At 44.7% G+C, this 18,300-nt stretch carries 18 protein-coding genes; 8 read left to right on the forward strand and 10 right to left on the reverse strand.

Features of this window, described 5'->3' with window-relative positions; genetic code table 11:
• A partial coding sequence (locus J7545_RS02725; protein WP_318719101.1) for a DUF928 domain-containing protein occupies positions 1 to 873 on the forward strand: 873 nt, incomplete at its 5' end.
• Positions 874 to 1,149: 276 nt separating this feature from the next.
• Entirely contained in the window at positions 1,150 to 3,927 is a 2,778-nt protein-coding gene (locus tag J7545_RS02730) for a CHASE2 domain-containing protein (protein ID WP_318701588.1), read from the forward strand.
• A 111-nt stretch (positions 3,928 to 4,038) separates the two neighbouring features.
• Here the strand turns inward: J7545_RS02730 and J7545_RS02735 are convergent, their stop codons facing one another.
• Positions 4,039 to 4,848 carry a pentapeptide repeat-containing protein gene (locus tag J7545_RS02735; protein ID WP_318701589.1) on the reverse strand — a complete coding sequence of 270 codons (810 nt, stop codon included), beginning with the start codon at positions 4,846 to 4,848 and terminating at the stop codon, positions 4,039 to 4,041.
• A gap of 132 nt (positions 4,849 to 4,980) precedes the next feature.
• On the opposite strand from J7545_RS02735, the gene J7545_RS02740 reads away from it, so the two are divergent.
• Positions 4,981 to 5,565, forward strand: coding sequence for a phycobiliprotein lyase (locus J7545_RS02740; RefSeq protein WP_318701590.1), 585 nt, complete (start codon positions 4,981 to 4,983; stop codon positions 5,563 to 5,565).
• Positions 5,566 to 5,601: 36 nt separating this feature from the next.
• Here J7545_RS02740 and J7545_RS02745 read toward each other — a convergent pair whose 3' ends face one another.
• The 8 genes from J7545_RS02745 to J7545_RS02780 all read right to left on the reverse strand — a co-directional run bounded on the left by J7545_RS02745 (position 5,602) and on the right by J7545_RS02780 (position 11,353).
• Positions 5,602 to 6,579: a hypothetical protein gene (locus J7545_RS02745; RefSeq protein WP_318701591.1), complete on the reverse strand. Its 978-nt coding sequence runs from the start codon at positions 6,577 to 6,579 to the stop codon at positions 5,602 to 5,604.
• A gap of 68 nt (positions 6,580 to 6,647) precedes the next feature.
• Positions 6,648 to 7,271 carry a chromophore lyase CpcT/CpeT gene (locus J7545_RS02750; RefSeq protein ID WP_318701592.1) on the reverse strand — a complete coding sequence of 208 codons (624 nt, stop codon included), beginning with the start codon at positions 7,269 to 7,271 and terminating at the stop codon, positions 6,648 to 6,650.
• A 189-nt stretch (positions 7,272 to 7,460) separates the two neighbouring features.
• Positions 7,461 to 8,024: a phycobiliprotein lyase gene (locus J7545_RS02755; RefSeq protein WP_318701593.1), complete on the reverse strand. Its 564-nt coding sequence runs from the start codon at positions 8,022 to 8,024 to the stop codon at positions 7,461 to 7,463.
• 29 nt (positions 8,025 to 8,053) lie between these two features.
• Positions 8,054 to 8,584, reverse strand: a complete 531-nt coding sequence (locus J7545_RS02760; RefSeq protein ID WP_318701594.1) for a phycobilisome linker polypeptide — start codon at positions 8,582 to 8,584, stop codon at positions 8,054 to 8,056.
• 164 nt (positions 8,585 to 8,748) lie between these two features.
• Entirely contained in the window at positions 8,749 to 9,621 is an 873-nt protein-coding gene (locus J7545_RS02765; protein ID WP_318719102.1) for a phycobilisome linker polypeptide, read from the reverse strand.
• 297 nt (positions 9,622 to 9,918) lie between these two features.
• Positions 9,919 to 10,464: a phycobiliprotein lyase gene (locus J7545_RS02770; protein WP_318719103.1), complete on the reverse strand. Its 546-nt coding sequence runs from the start codon at positions 10,462 to 10,464 to the stop codon at positions 9,919 to 9,921.
• Positions 10,465 to 10,483: 19 nt separating this feature from the next.
• A complete protein-coding gene (locus J7545_RS02775; protein WP_318719104.1) occupies positions 10,484 to 11,065 on the reverse strand; it encodes a hypothetical protein in 582 nt (193 codons plus the stop codon).
• Between the two features lie 72 nt (positions 11,066 to 11,137).
• Entirely contained in the window at positions 11,138 to 11,353 is a 216-nt protein-coding gene (locus J7545_RS02780; RefSeq protein WP_318701599.1) for a hypothetical protein, read from the reverse strand.
• A 120-nt stretch (positions 11,354 to 11,473) separates the two neighbouring features.
• Between J7545_RS02780 and J7545_RS02785 the strand changes: the two genes are divergently transcribed.
• Both J7545_RS02785 and J7545_RS02790 read left to right on the forward strand, forming a co-directional pair.
• Positions 11,474 to 12,133, forward strand: coding sequence for a HEAT repeat domain-containing protein (locus J7545_RS02785; protein WP_271940503.1), 660 nt, complete (start codon positions 11,474 to 11,476; stop codon positions 12,131 to 12,133).
• A gap of 66 nt (positions 12,134 to 12,199) precedes the next feature.
• Positions 12,200 to 13,372, forward strand: coding sequence for an RNA-guided endonuclease TnpB family protein (locus tag J7545_RS02790; protein ID WP_318701603.1), 1,173 nt, complete (start codon positions 12,200 to 12,202; stop codon positions 13,370 to 13,372).
• A gap of 183 nt (positions 13,373 to 13,555) precedes the next feature.
• On the opposite strand, the gene J7545_RS02795 is transcribed toward J7545_RS02790, so the two are convergent.
• Positions 13,556 to 15,502, reverse strand: a complete 1,947-nt coding sequence (locus J7545_RS02795) for a mechanosensitive ion channel family protein (protein ID WP_318701605.1) — start codon at positions 15,500 to 15,502, stop codon at positions 13,556 to 13,558.
• Positions 15,503 to 15,691: 189 nt separating this feature from the next.
• Between J7545_RS02795 and J7545_RS02800 the strand changes: the two genes are divergently transcribed.
• The 3 genes from J7545_RS02800 (at position 15,692) to J7545_RS02810 (ending at position 18,211) form a co-directional block, all read left to right on the forward strand.
• Positions 15,692 to 16,423, forward strand: coding sequence for a 15,16-dihydrobiliverdin:ferredoxin oxidoreductase (locus tag J7545_RS02800; RefSeq protein ID WP_318701607.1), 732 nt, complete (start codon positions 15,692 to 15,694; stop codon positions 16,421 to 16,423).
• 47 nt (positions 16,424 to 16,470) lie between these two features.
• On the forward strand, positions 16,471 to 17,217 hold the full coding sequence (locus J7545_RS02805) for a phycoerythrobilin:ferredoxin oxidoreductase (protein ID WP_318719105.1): 747 nt from the start codon (positions 16,471 to 16,473) through the stop codon (positions 17,215 to 17,217).
• A 475-nt stretch (positions 17,218 to 17,692) separates the two neighbouring features.
• On the forward strand, positions 17,693 to 18,211 hold the full coding sequence (locus J7545_RS02810) for a phycocyanin subunit beta (RefSeq protein WP_318701611.1): 519 nt from the start codon (positions 17,693 to 17,695) through the stop codon (positions 18,209 to 18,211).
• Positions 18,212 to 18,300 lie beyond the last annotated feature (89 nt).

The following is an 18,300-nucleotide window of genomic DNA, read 5'->3' on the forward strand; positions in this document are numbered from 1 at the left end:
AGTCGTTTCTTACCTCCTTCAGACAATAGCGCACCCAGTCAATCCACGGGAGGAGCATCAAGGAGTAGTTTCTTACCTCCTTCAGACAATAGCGCACCCAGTCAATCCACGGGAGGAGCATCAAGGAGTAGTTTCTTACCTCCTTCAGACAATAGCGCACCCAGTCAATCTACAGGAGGAGCATCTCGTCAGGGCTTTACACCTCCTTCAGATAATAGCGCTCCAAGCCAAGCAGCAGGGGGAGCATCAAGAGGTAGTTTTATTCCTCCTTCAGATAATAGTTCTCCGAGTCAAGCAGCAGGGGGAGCAGCTCGCAATGAGCAGAACTATCTTGAACAATCAGCTATGGTGGCTGTGTTACCAGAGAATTTCTACGGTACGACTCTATCAAGCCATCCTATGATTTTGGTTTATGTGCCTGAGTTCCCAGGAGGAGAAGGAATCTTTTCTCTCAAAGATGAGGATAAAACGCTTCTGTATACTACGTCAATTCCGGTCTCTGGAAAAGGTGGAATTCTTGCCATTCAGCTTCCTGAAGATGCGCCTGAATTGGAAGTGGGTAAACTCTATCAATGGTATTTTGCCCTTAAGTTGGACCAAGGATTATCTCCCAACACGCCGTTTGTTGATGGTTTGGTGAAAAGAATTGCGCCAACTCAAAACTTGGCGCGATCGCTCGAAGGCAAAACCCGTTTACAGCAGTCCTCAATCTTAGCAGAGAATGGAGTCTGGTATGACTGTGCTGCTATTCTCGCAGCCTTACAAGTGGTTAATCCCACTAATCCTGAATTGGTGGCAGAATGGACAGAGTTGTTAGACTCAGTGAACTTATCAAAACTAACTAAAGCCTCTCTGATTCCAACAGCTTACTAAATCTAAATGCCCAGATTCAGGAGTTACAGTAAGAAGATTACGCCAGATCCGAATACTCCTAAACCCTGAATAAAGAACAAGACTCAAGCAACGCTTTGAGAGATATCTTCTTGTCTATAACACCACAATTAAATACTTACAGCAGCAAGAAAAAAAGCGAATTAGTTGGCAATTATAAGGAGAAATCCTCATAGGAAAGTGCCGACTAGAAGAAGCACTGCCAAACAAATCAGTGAGGGTCGGGTAACCTTTGCTTAATTAATAATGAATTGAACTATGTTGCCAAGATTCCAAGCATCAATCAGACTTTACTTTTGCCTGATCATCATTGCTTCTAGTGTATCGGCGAGTGCGATCGCGATTAATCTCTTAGGCATGTTCAATCTGTTGGAATGGGGCATACGGGATCTATTTTTTCGCTTGCGGCCCCAGGAATCTATGGAGGAGACCATTGTTATTGTCACTATTGATGAAGAAGATATTAAATTTGCAGGCAACTGGCCGATTCCCGATCGCCTCTTAGCCCAAGCCATCCAACAAATTAGCGCCCAGCAACCGGCGATGATTGGGTTGGATATCTATCGCAATATTCCCGAAGAACCAGGACATGCGGAACTCGAAGAGGTCTTTGGTAGCACTCCCAACCTCATCGGAGTGGAAAAAATTATTGGAGATCGTGTCGAACCCCCTCCGATTTTACAAGCCCTGGATCGAGTTGCCCTTGCCGATCTGACGTTAGATGGAGATGGAAACATCCGCCGTGCGTTACTCTCTACAACTGATAACCAAGAAGAAGGCGCAATTAAAGATGGGTTGGCAGCCAATATTGCGATCCAATATCTGGAACAACGGGACATTACCTTAAAAATGCTTGATCCAGAACAGCTCAAATTCCAACTTGGTTTTGCCATCTTTACTCCCCTACAGCATCGAGAGGCAGGCTATTCCAAAAAAGCCCTCGGTGGCTATCAAATTTTACTCAACTGGCGAGGGCCAACGACCATGTTTCCGACGATCGCCTTGCGAGATGTGCTCCAAGGTCAGATTGCACCTGACTTAATGCACGATCGCATTGTTCTCATTGGGTCAACCGCTCCAAGTACCAATGATTTCTTTGCTACGCCCTATAGTACCAGTTGGTTAGAAACCAAAGAACTGACTCCAGGCGTGGTGGTTCATGCCAATATTATCAGTCAAATCATTCGCAGCGCCTTAGAGGGTCGTCCCTCGATCAAGGGATGGACAGGGAGTATGCAAGCACTTTGGATCGGACTTTGGGCCTCGTTGGGAAGTGCGGGACTCTGCTTGGTAATCGTTTGGGGTGAGCAGAAAAATCGGACTCTTCCTGGAGGGAATGTGTTGTGGAGCGTCATTCTGTGGAGTACAGGGTTGTTGGCTGGGGCCTATGGAGCCTTCTTGCTCGGCATCCTGATTCCGGTGATGCCTCCCCTGGCCGCTTTTGTACTTAGTTCAATTATAACGACGAATACTTATAAGCAGCAAAAACTGGCGATCGCTAATCAACAACTCTTCATTGCCAACCAACATCTCTCCGACTACTCGAAAAACTTAGAAGCCAAAGTAGAGAAGCGCACTCAACAATTAGTACAGGCCAAAGAAGCGGCTGATGTTGCCAATCAAGCCAAAAGTGAATTCCTCGCCAACATGAGTCACGAATTGCGAACTCCCCTCAATGGCATCTTGGGGTATGCCCAAATTCTCAAGCGCTCTGCGACTATCCACTCTTTCGATAAAAAAAGTGTCTCTGTCATTCAACAAAGTGGAGAACACTTACTCAAGTTAATTAATGATATTCTTGACCTTTCCAAAATTGAGGCTCGAAAACTCGACCTATTCCCCGAACCGGTTCATTTTTCCACCCTACTCTTCGGGGTTACCGAAATTTGCCGGATCAAAGCCACAGAAAAGGATTTACCGTTTACATGGAATTTTTCCGACGATCTCCCAGAAGAAGTGGTGGTTGATGAAAAGCGATTGCGCCAAGTTTTGCTCAATCTCCTCAATAATGCCATTAAGTTTACCGATCGCGGCTCTGTTACCCTGTCCGTCCAGAAGCAAGCAGGAAGCCACACTCAAAAGAACAGTCAATCCGAGTCAACAGCAACTATCCGCTTTGAAGTGATCGATACGGGTGCAGGAATGACCCCCGAACAAATGGAAAAGATTTTCCAACCCTTTGAGCAAGTTGGAGAAGCGAAACGACAGGCAAAAGGAACCGGACTGGGATTGGCTATTTCTCAACAATTAGTAGAGATGATGGGGTCTCAATTGCAAGTCCTATCGGTATACGGGGAAGGAAGTACATTCTACTTTGAACTGGATCTGCTTTTAGGAGAAAGAGACGGAACTGTACTCACGCCAAAAACCTCGGCTGACCACATTACCGGCTATTCTAATCACCAGCCCGTGAGTATTCTGGTTGTTGACGATCGCTTGGATAATCTGGATATTTTTACTAAATTGCTTGAACCTTTGGGCTTTAAGATCTTTGCGGCTCAACAGGGTGACATAGCTCTAAGACAAGCCAGTGAGCTACATCCTGATGTGATGATTGTTGACTTAATGATGCCGATTCTGGATGGATGGACGGTAATTTCCCAGTTGCGCCAAAACCGAGAGTTTCAAGAGATGATCGTGATTGCTACTTCAGCTAATGTGTATGAGCAAAATCGCGATCGCGCCATGGAACTCGGTAGTAATGATTTTCTACCCCAACCGATTCAATTGCCCCAGTTATTGGAACAATTACAGCATCATTTGCAACTGGAGTGGGTGTATCAAGGGGCAACAGATGGAGAAGACTCTAAAAATGAAGAAATGATCTTTCCTGCTTCAGAGGAGTTAGAAGCAATCTTGAAAGCAGCAAGGATTGGTGATATTGAAGTAGTAGAACAAGAAGCCAAGAATTTAATCGAACGGCATCCCACATACAAGGTATTTGCTGAAAAAGTTTTGACTCTTGCTGAGGAATTTAATGATTTGGCGATCGTAAAACTAATTAAGTCGAGCAAGGAGGAAAGTAATGAATCATGAAGGGAATAGGGAATGGGCAATGACCATTCAGGGATTGGTGGTATAGCACTTTGCGCCCATGTCCTGACAAACCGGTAGGGGCGAACAGCCGTTCACCTCTACATGCCCTATTCATCCAAATGTAATGCCTAAGCTCTCAGCCGTACTACGGCGTGTAAAGGGGTTCCAAGTGCCTAATTCTTGAGCTTGCCGTCCACGCAGAAGGCTCTGAGCTTTTTCAGTTAAACCTTTGACCTGACTAAAGTCGGCTCCGGCAATATTCTGGACTTGGTCAAAACTGGCTCCCGTGAGATCGGCGCAGCGAAAGTCTACCCCTTGCAATTCTGTATTATTCAAGAGAGCGTTACGTAAATTAGCGCCGGTTAAAAAGGCTTTTTGTAAATTGGCTCCACTCAAGGCGGCATCTTCTAAATTGGCTTCAGTTAGGTCTGTTCCACTCAAATAAGCACCGCGCAAATTAGCGCCCTGTAGATCGGCTCCTCGAAGATTAGCTGTATTCAAAAATACTCCAGCTAAACTAGCTTTCGGTCCGACTGCTCCTGATTTCTGATAGTTAAAACTTTCTGGCCAAAGGGTTCCACTGTCATAGAGGGACAGTTTTAGTCTAGTCTCCTCTAAAACTGCTGCGGTTAAATTGGCACTTTGCAGTTGGGATCGATTTAAGTACGCCCCTTTGAGGTTCGCCCCCTGTAAGTTGGCTCCTCGTAGATCTGCCCCTCGTAGATCCGCCCTTTCTAGGTTGACTCCACTCAAGGAAGCTCTACTCAGGTTTGTACCAATCAAGTTAGCGGTGGCTAAATTGGCTTGATTTAAGTCTATGCCGGATAAATCCATTTGCATAGCGTCTATTCCGGGTCGATCTGCTCCGGGATGCAGTCCGAGTTGCTCTGGAGTGCGATCGCCATTCTCTGTATACACCATGTTTAACGAACGAATATGAACCAATTTGATTTATCCTAAAATTTTAGGGCACATGACTTAGAGTTTTGTTAACTTTTCTTAATTAAAAACCACATCTGCCGATTGATCTGACAACAGAAGGTTTGACTATTCATGTTACTTCAGCATCCTATGACGATGATGGACTTCTTTCGCAAAAGTGAAGGAGTTTGGTATTCGGAGCGCACTGTCCATCATTTTGACTCTACGATTAATGAGTCTGGACTTTCTAATCTTATTGTCCAAGTTTTTGGCCCCAATGATCCTAAAGTGGTAGAGCTTTGTGAGATCAATAAGACCGATCCGGCTACAGCGTCTGGGGGAGCAAGTTTTATGTGGCAAGACAACTTAGATACCGAGCAAGAACCTAACCCCAATTATGCTGCGGTTTTGGTGGATATTCCTAATTCAGATAATCCTCGCCAAGGCTATTTTTTGCGAAATCGAGGCTATGTTGAGGGCATCCCGGTGATTGGACGATACCATTTTGCGACGGATGGGGTATTAACCATTGAGACGGAGTATGAGCGCAATCAAGGACAAGAAAGGGCTTGGTTTATTACGGATAATTTCCGCGTGCGTGTGAGTACTGTGAAAATGCTCAATGGGGTCAATTTAATGAGTTATGCCTCAGAACGCCGGTGTGTCCTTCCAAAGCAGTTGGAAGAGATGGACAAGAAATATCAAGCGATTGTCTAGCATAGTAGGGGCGAAAAATTCTTCGCCCCTACTGGTTTAAAAGCTATGACTGCGCCACCGGTTGAGGTGATATTCACCGATCGCCGAAACTTGTTGCAAGCGATGCACTTTTTCTTCTAAGGATTGGATCGTTTCCTGCTGGAGATGCAATTGCGATCGTAATTGAGTTTCCTTTGCATGGGGCGTTTTCATACTTTGTAATTGTGTCTGTAAACTGTCAACAACTTGGTATTGCTGTTGCAGTTTATACTCCAAAGCTTCATACTCTTGGTCAGAGATAGACTGATTCTGACTCTGATGGTCTTGCTGTTGTTGAGCTTCTAATAACTGGGCTTGAATCGCTTCGTAATGCTCTTTGGGGACAGTGGTATTTTTCAGGACATCATGGGTTTGCTGAAGTTGATTAACTTGAGCTTGTAACTGAGCAATCGTTTGTCCTTGTTCAGTTATTTTTTGCTGCCAAGCAGCGATCTCTTCTTGTTTTTTTTCTTCAGCTTTGCTTTGATGAGTCTCATAGGTTTGCTGAAGCTGTTTCACTTGGGCTTGCAACTCAGAAATCGTGTATTCTCTTTCGGCAACGGTTTGCTTTAGCACCCACTCTTCAGATGCCTGTTTTTGGTAAGCAGTCAGCTTTTCCTTTAGTGTCGCAATGTTTTGCTCTTTTTCTGCCAAAGCTTGGTTCAGTTCAGCAACTTCGGCTGAAGTGGGGGGGGCTTCTGCTGATGAAACTTGACTAACTGCAATATTTTTCAGTGCCGGAAACTTGGATTCGTTTTTTGAAGCATTGGCATCCCCTGATTTGGTCTCAAAGTCTAAAGTTAGAATCGTATTCGTCAGCTCACTTTTAATGCTGATATACCCCCTAGAAAGCCGCTCTACCAATTCCGAACGGGATAGTTTCGTGATTTTAGCCATCTCGCTCAGTAGCTCTTTTCCAGTGGGGGTAATAGAAATTCCTAACTTCATTTTTGACTCTGAATATTGGGTACGATTGTTTGATGTATCTTTAGCCATTTTAGCAAATTTTGGATTAAGGTTTATTTTTTGTTACACTCGTTTATCCTTCATCATTTTCAAGAGGTTTACAGTCCTAGATTTTCGGTGGGTACTTCTTGGGCAAAACTGGTTATCTTTTCAAATTCCAAGGCTCCCTCTGTTGACCCCCAAATCTGCTGATGGGTCTTCACCTCCATCCCCCGATCCAGGCTTTTCCAAGTGGTTTCTGTCAGTTCTACTTCACTAACCAAGTAGGTTTGGTGTCCCTTGCGATGAATGAGACATTTATTTCCAGGTTCTACCGATCCCCGATAGCAATTTCCATCCCATTGGAAAACCATGGAGCAGTTATAGCGCCGTTGGATGACTTGGGGGGTAATGGTCTGGAGAATGCTTAATTCTCGTGCTGAACCCGCATAAAGGATGGAGTCTTGTAAACTATAGTTTTCGATATAGATGCGATCGCCTCGATCGACTAACCGATGTACGCCTTGACGGTATGGACTCCAGAGATCGTAGTCATAGACTTGCTCTGAATAAAACCCAATGCCTTGAAAAAATTCCCAGGGCAGAGGTCGCCACAAGACATGAATATGCGCATATAATGTGGGGTGGTTATAGGCTTGCTGATGATTGCTAAAATCTCCAGCTAACCAATGAGCGAATCTAATCAGTTCCTGAGAAGAGGATACAGATACACTAGAGGTCATGGAACAGTTTTCTATTCTAGGGGTTTGAGACAATTAGCCAGGGACGGAAATTGCGATTGGCTAGGGGTGTACCTGGCAATTGATGACCATAACAAGTTTTTTACGATCCCCAAATTATATCTTAAATTGTGGTTTTTATCTATATGGGGATCGCGGATAAATTGACGGTTTGCCCAACAGTCTCAAGCTTTAGGAGGATAGAGACCGGATTTCAGAAGAAAAAGAAGCGGTGGTTACGCCTTGGCCATCACGGGTTTTAATCTGGGAAACCCGAAAGCGTAAATTAGGGGTAGCAAACCAAATCCGCTCTTCGGCTGCTGCCCGATCGTATTCAGTGATTAAGGTAAAGATGCCTTCATTATTGAGAGAATAGTGACCGATCGCCGGAATGGTTTCGGCATAACCGCGATCGCGTAGGAGTTTGCCGTTCTGGGGAGACTCAGAGTCAGGAATGGGGACTAAAATACACGATCCCTTGAGTTCCTGTTCTTCTTCTTCTTCCTCTTCTTTATCCCAATCGTCTTCATCCCAATCCGATTCTCCTTCCCAAGTCATCCTAAATGGGGATTCCATGCTGGCTGGATCGATCTTATATAATTCACACACCTCTAGGACTCCCGGATCTTGGGGGTCTAGGGCCATAATGTCGATGGTCGATCGCACTTTTTCAAAATGAGCGAAGGCTAAATGATGGGCACTGCGTTGCGATCTCCATCGCCCAATTGACTGTTTTACAAATTGTTTCAGATCCATAATCTCAACTTAAAATATCACCCTTACCGTCACCGCCGTCTTTTCAAAGGTTGACAGCGGAAAAATCGCCGTCTTTGCTTTCCTGGAGATAAGGTTCGGTATAGCTGTTTACGCTTTAGAGAAGGTTTCATGCGCTGACGACGCACAGGGGGTATCCTCGACCAGTCAACTTTTCGCTGCGGAAATAAGGAATAATAAACGGGAGAGAAAGGTTTCGGCTCTGTAACTGCACGTGCTTGAGGGTTAAAGGTTTGAGCGATTGGAGGATCGAGTTCGACTTCCACCGGTTCAGGATTTTGGGATACTTCTGTCCTCACTGACTCGAAAGATTGTGAGATCGCTTGATGCTCCGTTGTGGTCTCAGCCTTCTCTAGCTTTTGAGTGACTCGTTGAACCTCTAGGATTTTACCTCCTGAACGGTGAATCCGCTGTATCGCCTGAGATAATTGACTTTGGCGCACAGTTAACCCAGACCGGACGCGACGCTGATGGGGGGAGTTACCTCCCTCAATTTGCAGGCGCACCATTGGTTCATGTAAGGCTTTTCCTTCTAGTCCCATAAGATCCAATTATTTTTTCGTTTTTTAGGCGATCGCCCTATTGTCCCTATCCACCACCCTTACACAGTGCCGAAAGCATTTTCGTTGCCTAGGCTACTCCATAGAAAGCCGGCAGTAGAACGGTATCTGTCCTACTGCCACCTATCGATCACACAAAGACAGGATTAATTGACAGCACTAATGCTGGCAATCTTACCTCCTTGTTTGTGGATTTGCTGATAGGTCTTAGAGAGTTCATCAAAGGAAACCAAGAACACTTTGTTGCTGCGACGGAATTTAGACACCCGATTAACTGCTCCTGGGGAACCATAACCCGTGACTTCAATCCGGTAAACTTTTCCACCTTCAGTCGCGCCTACTCCCAGACGAGTCCGAGCGCTAGAAGTAGAATCTTGGAAAGACCAACCTCCAACACCACCCGAAGGAGGAACAACGGCGGTTGGTGTTCCTTGAATCACCAGTTTATTCAACCGAGGACGATTGCCAGCCAAGCTACCTTTGAAGTCGCTGCTGCTGGGCCCGCGCATCAGTTGGAACATATGGGTAAAGCCCACCATGTTTTTACCGGTTTGGGTTTTGTAGCCCCGCACATAGGGGACAATATTTTCCCCAAATGTATCTTGATATTCGTCACTATCAATGTAGGAATCAATATCTGCTTCAAAACCTTCGCGATCCAAAATATCACTATGAGCTTTCATTTCTTCATAGCTATTAGGAGCGCGGCCTAAAAGATGTTTGAAGTTTAACTCCGTTGCACGATAGCGAGGGCAAGACTCGAAGAAACGAGTGCGATATAAGCCAGATTTTGCCACTTGACGTACGAATTCACGAACGCTGAGTTCTCCCCGCTTGAATTGAGATTCAGCGATACTCAAGCGTTCGCTGTCCATGACATAGGCATTGCCTAAGACTTGGCGGTAGACTGCGCAAATGACGGCTTCTACTTCCTCATCCGATCGTCCTGGCCAGACTTCAATGGGATCGGTTTCTTCGTATAAAGAAACTCCTAATTCCGACGCGGGTCCAAAAGGCATTTATTCTAATCTCCTTTCAAAAGAGGGTCTACAAAAGGGTGAATTCCTGGGAAGGACGTTTAAAAACGCTAAGAAACTTAACATTTCTGTGCAGAAAACGCTTACTCCTCGGACTAAGCTGATGTTCCGACTTTATGCCAATTTCTTCAAGTTTCTTTCCGGTTTCCATCTCCTCATTTATATCCTGAGGGTCGGCCCGGAAACTATGAAGAATTGTAAAGTTTCAGCCCCTTAATGTGACTAATCTGTTTGATTTTCTCAGAATATGAGTCATTTGACTATCCTATTCGGAGGACACTATTTTTTTTGTTCTACTCCAAACCCTACAAGAGCCAATTGATCGAGGGGGTATCCTTCTGCCGGGCGATGGTAATTAAAAATGCGCCGAATTCTGAGAGTGGGGTTAATTAGGGTAATCGAATCTACGGAAATTATACGCGTATAATTTGTGGTCATTAATAATTCCAAGGTTTGGGGATCAAAACGGAATTGGGCGACCTTGGGTGCGGCTTCTTCATAGGCGCGATCGCGCAAATAATCCCCTGTCAACACTCCAGAGGTCTCCTCCTGGGGGACAAACAGCATATTAAGTTGCTGGGAAACCCGTTCCCCTTTTTCCGAGACCGTATCAAATCTTAAATGGAACCCACATAAAGATTCGATATTATCGAGTTCTGGACGTTGATTATCTTTGAGAACTTGGGTTTTGGCTGCGGTTGATAGGGGAGCGATCGCGAATTCTGTGTGCGATCGTTCCACCTCCTGAACCGTCAAATAGTGATAAGTCCGCTCGGTCACCCATTCCCCCACACAACAATCAAAGAAATATCGAAATCGATCCATGGACACGTCCGTTCCTCCTTTACTTCCTATAGCCATCAAATCCTTTAAGCCGATCGATCAAATGATCGAAATAGGGCAACAACTCAGTCTTCTTATTCCCACCACACCGTTCAATACCCATTTGTTTCATCGCTTCCAGACCGGTCACCATGGCATCTAAAGGAACCGCTAACTCCTGATACAACAAATCCATATAGTGCAATCCCTCTGGATTAGTATACTGGGGCGATTGGCCAGCGATTCCATAATGAATACAGCGCAAAAAATGCCAAAAATCCCGCCAGCAATTTTCCGCCCGCTTTTCCGGATATAATGCCCCCCCGGGTTGCGTAATTTCAGGAAACCGATCTAAGACCAGCAACCTGGCCCGATCGATAATCTCTGGTGCGCGATCGCGCAATTCCTTGGCTATATTCAACCATTCTCCTTTTTCTTCTGCTTGACTGGCTAAATACCTTAACTGATCGTCCGTTAAATATTGGCGCTCTTGATTAGCCTGTTCAAACAGCTGAATCACGTCCGGCTTTTCGGCCGAGATCCAACTCTCAAAACTAACAATTTGGGCTTTAGTAATTAATTCTTGAACAGCAGGACTTAACATGATCTCTTTCTAACAATTAAACTAGCAAACCATAAAGAGGGGATTGAGGTTATTTATCCCCTCTAAACTCGATTAATTTTGACTCCCACGCAATTCCTGAAGTGCCTCATCGATTTTAAGGATTTCCTGATGATTAGCCAAATCGTCTAAAGCTTGCTTTTTAGAGAATTTAGCCTTGCGAGAAGCGCCCAAGAAATCATTGACTAGACGTTCACGATATTGCTCTAATTCACGAATCACTTCTTCAATTTCTTGAGGAGAGGCTTGAGTAGAGTTTGATTCAGACATAGGGATTCAATTAGGGTATTAACACTCAGTTGGGCATTTTGCAACACTTATCATCTTCCCAAATATTGGAGTCTGTGGTTAAAATTTTAAGAAACGTAACACAAGAGCTTGCCAACCCCCATGGAACTGCATCAAATCCAAACTGCCCTCAACAGCTCCAATTCCCAAGACCGACTCAAAGCCGTCACCGCCCTCAAAGACTATAGCAGTGAAGATGCAGTCCCCTTGCTGATGAGTAAAATCAACGACCCCGATTTTCTCGTCCGTTCCTTTGTTGCCATGGGACTAGGGCGCAAACAATCCCCCGACTCTTTTCCTGCCCTGCTGGAACTGCTCAAACGAGACCCAGACCCCAACGTGCGATCGGAAGCTGCCAACTCCCTCTCCTACGCCGGTCAAGTCGCCATCTCCCATTTGGTGATCGCCTTCCATCAAGATAACCATTGGTTGCTCCGTCGCAGTATCATTGCTGCTCTTGCTGACCTCGGTCATCCAGAAGCACTATTAGAAGTTTGTCTGTGTGGCTTAGACGGCGAAGATATTACGGTTATTGAAGCTTCCATCGAAGGACTCGCTTGCTTAGTCAATACCCACAAACAACAAGCAGCCTTAGAAACCCTATTACCGGCGATCGCCTCACCCGAATGGCGCATCCGTCGCAAAGTCGCTTGGGCACTCCAACAGTTTGCTGACTCAGAAGCAGCTCAGGAAGCCTTACAAGCACTCTCCCAAGATGAGGATCATCGCGTGGTGGCTGCTGTTTTGGAAAATCGGTTATAGCATGTTTTAACTTGCCGGTCTTACATTGAAGGGGCTATAATGTAAATAATAGTCAAATAGTCTTTTATGGAAAGAGCATTCAACTATAGGTTTTATCCAACATCAGAGCAAGAGTCGCTATTGCGGCGAACTTTGGGTTGCGTAAGGCTGGTCTATAATAAAGCTCTCCACGAAAGGACTCAGGCTTGGTATGAACGGCAAGAAAGAGTAGGATATGAAGAAACCTCTTTACTGTTGACCGCCTGGAAAAAACGAGAAGAGTTAGATTTCTTAAATGACGTGAGTAGTGTCCCCTTGCAACAAGGGTTGAGGCATCTACAAAGCGCATTTACCAACTTTTTTGCCGGATGTGCTAAGTATCCCAACTTCAAGAAAAAACACCTTGGGGGTAGCGCTGAATTTACCAAATCGGCCTTTAAGTTCAAAGAAGGTCAAGTTTATTTAGCTAAATGTAAAGAACCCTTAGCCATTCGCTGGTCTCGTCAAATTCCATCGGGCTGTGTGCCCAGTTCGGTGACAGTAAAACTCCATCGGTCAGGACGTTGGCATATTTCCATTAGATTTGATGACCCCACCATTAAACCATTGCCTGTCAACGATAAAGCAGTAGGTATTGATTTAGGAATTAGTAGCTTGTTAATTACCAGTGATGGGAATAAGGTGACTAATCCTAAACCTCTAAAGAAACACTACCGTAAGTTAAGGAGACTTCAAAAAAGCTTATCGAGAAAACAGAAAGGTTCTAACAATAGATATAAGGCCAGAATAAAACTGGCTAGAGTTCACCAGAAAATAACCGATACCCGAGGCGACCATTTACATAAGCTGACCACTCAACTGGTGCGTGAAAACCAAACGGTAGTAGTTGAGGACTTAGCCGTTAAGAATATGGTCAAAAACCGGAAGCTGGCACAAGCGATATCTGATGCAAGTTGGGGAGAGATCACCCGACAATTGGAGTACAAATGCCAATGGTATGGCAGGAACTATATCGAGATAGACCGGTGGTTTCCGAGTTCAAAACGGTGTAGTAATTGTGGACATGTGGTGGAAAAAATGCCGTTGAAGGTTCGGCAATGGGAATGCCCTAAGTGTGGAATACACCATGACCGAGATATCAATGCCAGTCGCAATATCTTGGCCGCAGGACTTGCGGTGTCAGTCTGTGGAGCGAGTGTAAGACCAGAGCAGAGTAAATCTGTGAAGGCAACTGCAAAGAAACAGAAACCTAAATCGTGAGGTTTAGGAATCCCCTCGGCTTTAGCCAGGGGAGGATGTCAACCGAGGATGCTGAAAGAGTAGGAGAGTAATGTATCAGTAGGGTCTCCTGGTCAGCAGGGCGATCGCTTTCTTGAGCAGACTAAAGCCTCTCCTGCTTGAGCGAGCGATCGTTTGAATCAGTTCTCATTTCAGACTGATCAATTATTCCTTTGGTTGTATCCCTAAAGAAAACAAAGACGAATGATTCTGAACCCGAAAGACGTGTTGAGGCACTCCAATACCAATTCCTTCTTGTTCAAAAACTAATTTCAGTCGCCGACGAAACTCACGAGCCACATCCCATTGTTTAATCGGTTGAGTTCGGATTAGGGCACGGATCAAAACCCCTTGGTGAGACAATTCATCCACCCCCAGCATTTGTAAATCCTCCGTCATGAGAGTATCCCACCCCGGTTCTTGTCTCATCGCTGCGGCAGTTTGTTCAATTAATTCCATCGCCCGATTTAAATCTGCATCATAGGCAATCACAACACTAAAATTGACCCGCGACCAATCCTTCGTCATATTGCGGACTATACCCACCGAGCCATTGGGAATCGTAATCGCTTCTCCATCCAAATTCCGCAACTGAGTTAGATACAAATTCAACTTTTCTACCAGTCCACCCACTCCGTTAATATCCACCACATCTCCAACTGCATAACGGTCATTCCAGAGAATCAGCGCACCATTGAGCAAATCTTGAAGTGTGTTTTGAGAAAACCAACTCAGCGCTACCGCAATCACCCCAAAACTAGCCAGTATGGCCGGAGAAAAACCTAATATCCGCAAAGTCATAAGCAAACCAATAGTCACAAAGATAAAGGTTGTTAGTTGGGTAAGAGCTGTTGCATAAGTATTAGATCTTAAGGCATACCGCGAAGAAGAACTTGATTCCTGGCGTGCCGAATATCTAGCCCATCGACTTAGAGACCATTCAATCAAAAAATCCCCCAGTTTATTAACGATAATGATCGTAACCCATACCAGAGGTAAACTCAGACTCAATTGCACAAAGAAATGTTGATAGTTACGAGTTTGGGGATAGGTATTGACTAACGCTGCTGCTCCCCAAGCCCAAATCAGAAATTGTGCGGCTAAGAGTAATTGCAAAATTAAGTTAAGGAAGTTACGCTGTTGTTTGATTAATGTGCGGCGCTGAAGCAATAATTGAGGTAAAGCGTGCAACATGGATTCTAATTGGGTCGTGGTGGTATTGATTTGCTGCCAAAAGATAGGCAGTTTCATATCCTCTTTTAAGATCCATTCTAATTGTTCAGATAACGGTGATTGTTGAGCGTTTCTATCGATCTCAGTAGCCCCAGATTTTGGATTCAATTGGATACTATGATCGAGTTCTTCAAGAGTGCGCCGTAGTTTACGATCCCAAGCTTTCACTAATCGATAGATGGCATAAACAGAGATGCTAATAAAGATGATCCACAGCAGCCGTTGAGCTATTTTTTTGACGGGTTGAAAGGGGTGCTGTAATAATTTTTGACGTTCGTATATCGATTTTTTGAGTTGTTGCTCAATAATGCTTTTCCATTCTTCTGCTAAGGCAGAGATTTGTTGCTCTGAGTAGCGAGCATCGAGTTCAGTTATGGTTACGATTTTGCGAGAGACCAAACCCTCTTGATCGGGCAAAAAAACCACGGTTTGACCAAACAAAAAACCGACCTCTATTTTAATGGGAGACGAAGCATAAGTCCCATTCTCTTTTGCCTGTTGTTGGTCATAGTCTTGTTTAGAGTGAATAATTTTATAGAGGGTATTTTGAATATTTTTAGATCGTTCTTCTGCTGAAAGAATGTATTGATCTCCACTCTTGAGCTGATTTTCTGGCAAAGAGGTTACAGCAAACAAGAATTGGCCATCTAAGTACACTGGACTACATAAAATGTTGCCACAATCATACATTTGATTGATATTCCAGCCCAGAGTAGAGGGTGATTGTTCGGGATCTGATGTAGGGAAGATGGAGATCTGACTGAAGGCTGGAGAACTAAAGAGTCCAGATACAATGATGGTAATAAGACAAACTCCTAGAATGCCCTTCCAGATTCTGAAAAAGGTTTGAATGAGAGAGAAGAGCCGGATAGGGCGCATGATCGAGACTCAATTGATGATCGACAGATAACTTTGATCATGGTACATAGATCGCTCTGGAGGGGCAAGGTATCTCCTGAGACCTTCAGAAGTGTTAAGGATTGTGTCTTTGTGGATCGTAGGGGAGACAGAGTTGGTTGAGTTGTTTTACGCTTAAGGTTTAACAGTTGTGTAATGAGTCCGGATCTTATGTATAAACCTTTTATGGATTTTTTAGAACAGGAGTTATTTGAGCGGTTTGATTTACAAAGTCAACCGATTCCCCCAGGTCTAGAACGTCAGGTGAGTACTCGTGGTAAGCATCCGGCAACGATTCAAAGTTGGTGTTATCAAAGCCCGGAACTGCGAAAAATTCGCTACACTTATATTGATGGGGGTGAAGCGTCTCAGGTTTTTAATAGTGTAATTTATCCCAGTTACGAGTATGATTTACCGCTGCTAGGAATTGATTTTCTCTCGTTTGGGAAATCTAAGAAAAATTTAGTGGTGATGGATTTTCAGCCCCTCTTTCGCGATCCAGACTACTTAAAAGAGTATATTGAACCGATGAAAGAAGTGCGCGATCGCTACAGTGATTTAGCGCAAAATTTAGAGATGAAGTTTTATGATGCTAATCAATATTTCTCCCAATATCTCTTGTTTGCTAAAACGGATACCGAAACGGTAAAAACTGAGGTGTTTGAAGCCTATAAAGATTACTTAAATCTCTATTGGGAGTTACTCGGCAAGGCTAAACCGTCAACCGATCCGACAGAAATCGAAAGAATTCGCAGCGCCCAACGGGATTACGATCAGTATAGCGCCGATCGCGACCCCGCATCAGGCTTATTTAGTAGCTACTTTGGCCATGAATGGTCAGAGCAGTTTTTGTATGAGTTTTTGTTCTCTGAAGCAAAGCCTTTAGCGGTGAGTGCCCAATAAACAGGTAGGAAGCCCAAACAGAAGAGTATGAAATCGAGGCAACTCCTATGGTGAGTACTTTATATCAACCGTTTTTAGATCGTGCGATCGCCTATCTGGAAGAACACCTAGACCTAGAACCCTATCCCATTCCCCAAGGCTTTGAATCCAAACAAGCTACGGTGGGTAAAGGACAGCGTCAATCCGAGGTACTGACTACCAGCAAAGCCTTTCAAACGGACAAACTGCGTCAAATTCGCGCCGCTCATGTCCAAGGAGGAGAAGCCCTACAGGTTCTCAATTTTGTCATTTTTCCCCATCTCAACTACGACTTACCGTTTTTTGGCGCGGATTTAGTCACCTTACCGGGAGGCCATTTGATTGCCTTGGACATGCAGCCCCTATTTCGGGATGATCCCTCCTATCAGGAAAAATACACTAAACCCATTTTGCCCCTCTTTAAAACTCATCAAGAGCATCTACCTTGGGGGGGAGACTTTCCGGAAGAAGCACAACCCTTTTTCTCCCCCGCTTTTTTATGGACTCGTCCTCAAAAAACAGAGGTGGTTGAAGAGCGAGTATTGGCGGCATTTGAGGACTACTTGGCTGCTTACGTCACCTTTGTGAAAGAGGCTCAACCCATCAATGGCGAAGAAGACTTGCTAAAAATCCAACAAGCTCAGTTGAGATACATTCGCTATCGAGCAGAAAAAGATCCTGCCAGGGGAATGTTTACCCGGTTTTATGGCCCGGAGTGGACGGAGGAGTATATCCATGGTTTTCTGTTTGATTTAGAACGAAATTTACCCCATTAACCCCCAATTTCAGAAGAATAAAGACCCAGCCAGGAGCATCAGATCGATTAGGCTTGTCTGTCGATACCCCAGGAGTTCGGCAAAACCGAATTGTACAGGCATTCCTCGAAGGATCGGGTGCCAGTTTTTGGTGTTTGATAGCAGAGATTAAAATCTTAATAATATGTAACAAATTAAGACCCAACAACATTGTATAAGAGTTAAGTGGAGGGCTAAAATAACAGGCCAACCAAAACCCAAGCATAGGTTTCCAGTGCTTTTTGACTTTCTCATCCAAAGCCCCAAGCTTCTCAGATTATTCAAAAAGGTCTGAGAGTGTGGACTTAAACCTGAACTCAGGTAAACTGAATCGAGAATCCCAAGTTATGGTTTTGGATCTGTTGTTCAAGTCTTTCCGGGTAGCTTGACCAGCTTGCACTTGTTGAACCGATTCTGTAACCAGAATCTAGACCTACTTAAATAGGAGATTTAGTCAATGTTCGATGCATTCACAAAGGTGGTTTCTCAGGCTGATGCTAGAGGCGAATACCTGACCGATGGCCAACTTGATGCCCTAAGCGCCATGGTTGCTGATAGCAACAAACGCTTGGATGCCGTTAACCGGATTACCGGCAGTGCTTCTACTATTGTTGCTAATGCAGCTCGTTCCTTATTTGCTGAACAGCCCCAGCTCATCGCTCCTGGTGGAAACGCTTACACCAGCCGTCGTATGGCTGCTTGCTTGCGCGATATGGAAATCATCCTGCGTTATGTAACCTACGCGGTTTTCACTGGAGATGCCAGCGTTCTCGAAGATCGTTGTCTCAATGGTCTACGTGAAACCTACCAAGCTCTAGGAACTCCTGGTACTTCCGTAGCTGTAGGCGTAGGCAAAATGAAAGATGCAGCGATCGCTATTGTTAACGACCGCAATGGAATCACCCCTGGTGATTGCTCCGCCCTAGTATCCGAAATTGCTGGATACTTCGATAAAGCTGCTGGTTCAGTAGGCTAAATTTCACCATTGGGAATTTCATAGATCCCATTTGGTCTTGATTCTGCTTCAAAATTTCTATTTTTGAAACTTTTGCAAAACAACTCGTA

Origin of the sequence: Roseofilum sp. SBFL, assembly GCF_017746885.1 — a bacterium.
Classification (GTDB): Bacteria; Cyanobacteriota; Cyanobacteriia; order Cyanobacteriales; family Desertifilaceae; genus Roseofilum.

Coding starts and splice junctions, on each gene's coding strand:
- J7545_RS02780 (WP_318701599.1), bottom strand. CDS start 11,353: ATGTCTGAATCAAACTCTACTCAAGCCTCTCCTCAAGAAATTGAAGAA.
- J7545_RS02805 (WP_318719105.1), top strand. CDS start 16,471: ATGGTGAGTACTTTATATCAACCGTTTTTAGATCGTGCGATCGCCTAT.
- J7545_RS02775 (WP_318719104.1), bottom strand. CDS start 11,065: ATGTTAAGTCCTGCTGTTCAAGAATTAATTACTAAAGCCCAAATTGTT.
- J7545_RS02770 (WP_318719103.1), bottom strand. CDS start 10,464: ATGGATCGATTTCGATATTTCTTTGATTGTTGTGTGGGGGAATGGGTG.
- J7545_RS02740 (WP_318701590.1), top strand. CDS start 4,981: ATGTTACTTCAGCATCCTATGACGATGATGGACTTCTTTCGCAAAAGT.
- J7545_RS02765 (WP_318719102.1), bottom strand. CDS start 9,621: ATGCCTTTTGGACCCGCGTCGGAATTAGGAGTTTCTTTATACGAAGAA.
- J7545_RS02790 (WP_318701603.1), top strand. CDS start 12,200: ATGGAAAGAGCATTCAACTATAGGTTTTATCCAACATCAGAGCAAGAG.
- J7545_RS02755 (WP_318701593.1), bottom strand. CDS start 8,024: ATGGATCTGAAACAATTTGTAAAACAGTCAATTGGGCGATGGAGATCG.
- J7545_RS02795 (WP_318701605.1), bottom strand. CDS start 15,502: ATGCGCCCTATCCGGCTCTTCTCTCTCATTCAAACCTTTTTCAGAATC.
- J7545_RS02730 (WP_318701588.1), top strand. CDS start 1,150: ATGTTGCCAAGATTCCAAGCATCAATCAGACTTTACTTTTGCCTGATC.
- J7545_RS02735 (WP_318701589.1), bottom strand. CDS start 4,848: ATGGTGTATACAGAGAATGGCGATCGCACTCCAGAGCAACTCGGACTG.
- J7545_RS02745 (WP_318701591.1), bottom strand. CDS start 6,579: ATGGCTAAAGATACATCAAACAATCGTACCCAATATTCAGAGTCAAAA.
- J7545_RS02810 (WP_318701611.1), top strand. CDS start 17,693: ATGTTCGATGCATTCACAAAGGTGGTTTCTCAGGCTGATGCTAGAGGC.
- J7545_RS02750 (WP_318701592.1), bottom strand. CDS start 7,271: ATGACCTCTAGTGTATCTGTATCCTCTTCTCAGGAACTGATTAGATTC.
- J7545_RS02760 (WP_318701594.1), bottom strand. CDS start 8,584: ATGGGACTAGAAGGAAAAGCCTTACATGAACCAATGGTGCGCCTGCAA.
- J7545_RS02785 (WP_271940503.1), top strand. CDS start 11,474: ATGGAACTGCATCAAATCCAAACTGCCCTCAACAGCTCCAATTCCCAA.
- J7545_RS02800 (WP_318701607.1), top strand. CDS start 15,692: ATGTATAAACCTTTTATGGATTTTTTAGAACAGGAGTTATTTGAGCGG.